This is a genomic window from Hominisplanchenecus murintestinalis, assembly GCF_943193015.1.
GTDB classification, from domain to species: domain Bacteria; phylum Bacillota; class Clostridia; order Lachnospirales; family Lachnospiraceae; genus Hominisplanchenecus_A; species Hominisplanchenecus_A murintestinalis.
In genome coordinates this window covers 1-3052 of record NZ_CALPCM010000097.1, presented here as the reverse complement: position 1 = coordinate 3052, position 3052 = coordinate 1, and the positions used below count along the sequence as shown (strand labels likewise).

Sequence of the window (3052 nt, the reverse complement as noted above, 5' to 3'; positions counted from 1 at the left end):
GGTAAGCATAGAGACTGTCGGCTCCGTGACTATCTGGGGTAAAAGACAGACTCCCCGACAAACCGCAATTTACAAACAGAAACACTCTATTTTTTCACATTTAAATAACATTTTACCTATGGAATAACCACTCTTAATTTGCTATACTGTATCATATGTGGAAATTACAATTCATGACACTGTACACGAAATCCGGCTTCTGTCCGGAACTCTTTATAGAATACATAAATATGGAGGCTGAAAACATGAAATTTGACAAGGAAAGCGCTGAAAAAAAGCGAAAAATCCATACATCGGAAAAAGTCGGGAAGCGTGCAGGCTTTATTTTTCTAAAAGCATTCTTACTTGGTCTTGCAGGACTAGCTGTTATTGTAGGCGCTGCCGGATTTGGTATTATGAAAGGCCTAATCAACAGCGCCCCTGATATTTCAAACTTATCCGTGGCTCCCTCTGAGGCTGCCACTTACATTTATGATATGGACGGAAAGCCGGTACAAAAACTTACCGCCCCTACCTCCAACCGCACACTGGTGAAACTTGAGCAGATCCCTATAGATTTGCAGCATGCTGTAGTATCCGTGGAGGATGAACGTTTCTATGAGCACAGCGGGATTGATATCCAGGGAATCGTCCGTGCTTTTGTTGTAGGTGTTTCGCATGGAAAGTTTACGGAAGGCGCCAGCACCATCACACAGCAGCTCCTGAAAAATAATGTATTTACCGATTGGACCCGTGAAACTTCCCTAATCCAGAAATTCAAACGCAAATTTCAAGAACAGTATTTGGCGCTCCAGCTTGAAAAGAAAATGTCCAAAGAACAGATTTTGGAAGATTATCTGAACACGATCAACCTTGGTGCAGGCACTTATGGAGTACAGGCTGCCGCGCATCGGTATTTTAATAAAGACGTCTCCAAACTTACTCTATCAGAAGCTACAGTAATCGCGGGAATCACACAGAACCCCACGCAATACAATCCTATTATCTACCCGGAGGAAAACGCCAAGCGCCGGGAAAAAGTCTTAAATCATATGCTGGAACAGGGCTACATCAATCAGGCTCAGTACGATGCCGCTCTCAAGGATGATGTATATTCCCGCATCCAAAAAACCGATTCCGAGACAGCTGAAGTCTCTGTCTACAGCTACTATATAGATGCCATTGTGGAACAGGTGATGGAGGATCTGCAGAAACAAAAGGGCTACACCGAACAGCAGGCATACAAAATGCTGTACAGCAGCGGACTGCGGATTTTTTCTGCACAGGATGAATCTATCCAGCAAATCTGCGACGAAGAATTTTCCAATCCTGACAATTTCCCTGCCGGTACTGAGGTAGGGGTGGATTATGCGCTGAGCGTCAGCGGAACAGACAAACAAGTACGGAATTATAATACAGAGACTCTCGCTGAATATATACAGGAAAAAAATCCTGATTTCAACAAAATGTTTGCCACCGAGGAAGAAGCACGGGCAGCTATCGCTGAATATCGGGCATTCGTCCTACAGCCCGGAGACGAAGTTATCGGAGAACACACTTACATTATTCCCCAGCCACAGGCTTCCTGTGTCATTATTGACCAGACCACGGGATATGTAAAAGCTATTGTTGGCGGCCGCGGCAAAAAGGAAGCCAGCCTGACTCTGAACCGTGCCACTACCAGCAGACGGCAGCCCGGCTCCACATTCAAAGTCATTGCCGCCTACGCTCCCGCCCTGGACTCCGCCGGAAAAACCCTCGCCACCGTTTATGACAATGCACCTTATGCCTATACAAACGGCATACCCGTCAATAACTGGGACAGCCACAATACCTATACCGGCCTTACCACTATCCGCCAGGCGATTACGAATTCTATCAATGTTGTAACTGTGAAATGCCTCACGGATATTACTCCCCGCCTGGGCTTCCGGTATTCTGAGCGTTTCGGCATCTCCACTTTGTACAACGACACTGCCCTTGACGTGCGCCAGCCTCTGGCTTTGGGAGGTGTTACAGACGGTGTTGTAAACTTGGAGCTGACCGAAGCCTATGCTACCATTGCAAACAGCGGAAAATACAATGAACCGAAATTTTATACCCGTATTGAAGACCAAAATGGAAACGTAATTATTGACAATACCCCTGTAAATACCTCCATCCTGAAACCTCAAACTGCCTTTCTCCTGACGAGCGCCATGCAGGACGTGGTAAACTATGGTACTGCTACAGGAATCAACCTCGGCGAAATGCCTGTAGCCGGAAAAACAGGAACTACCTCAGATTACCGTGATATCTGGTTTGCCGGATACACGCCTTACTACACCTGTTCCGTCTGGGGCGGCTACGATAACCATGATATGCTTCCCGGTTCCGACAGCTACCACAACTATCACAAAACTTTATGGAATTCTATTATGACAAGAATTCACGCCGAGCTTCCTGCAAAGGACTTCAAAAAGCCCAAAAATATTGAAACTGCATCCGTGTGTAAAAAATCCGGTAAACTGGCTGTAAAAGGACTGTGCGATACAGATCCCAGAGGGTCACAAATTTACACTGAATACTTTGCGGCGGGTACTGTTCCAACAGCAAAATGCGATGTCCATGTATCCATGCAAATATGTGCAGAAACGCGCCTGCTGCCTACTTCAAGCTGCCGTACTACTACAGTCGCATTTATTAAACGTCCGAAAGGCAGCGAGGGTTCTACCGATGACTCCGCATACACCGGTCCTTCCCAGACCTGTCCGGGGCATACCATTATTGATAAGATTAAAGGCCTGATAGATGGAAAAGCCGACACGAACATCCCTGATGTAAGCACTCATGAAGGACAGCAGGGCTCCTCCAAGAAACGTCGGGCAGAAGAAGATGGGGACGACATTCCCACTGTCGGAATTGACTAAACTGCAATCGTTTAGCTTTCAAATTACGGTTTGTCTGTCGCTTACCCCAGACACCGGGGCACCTGCCATATATCCCACACGGACGGGGACAACGCGCCGGTGAACTAACGCTTAACTACGACTAATACGCTCAGGAGAGCCTTCGCGCATAAGTCTCCGTAAAG

At 46.8% G+C, this 3052-nt stretch carries 1 protein-coding gene; it reads left to right on the top strand.

Features of this window, described 5'->3' with window-relative positions; all coding sequences use genetic code 11:
- Positions 1-245 precede the first annotated feature (245 nt).
- Positions 246-2888, top strand: coding sequence for a transglycosylase domain-containing protein (locus tag NFR99_RS14990; RefSeq protein ID WP_251354053.1), 2643 nt, complete (start codon positions 246-248; stop codon positions 2886-2888).
- Positions 2889-3052 lie beyond the last annotated feature (164 nt).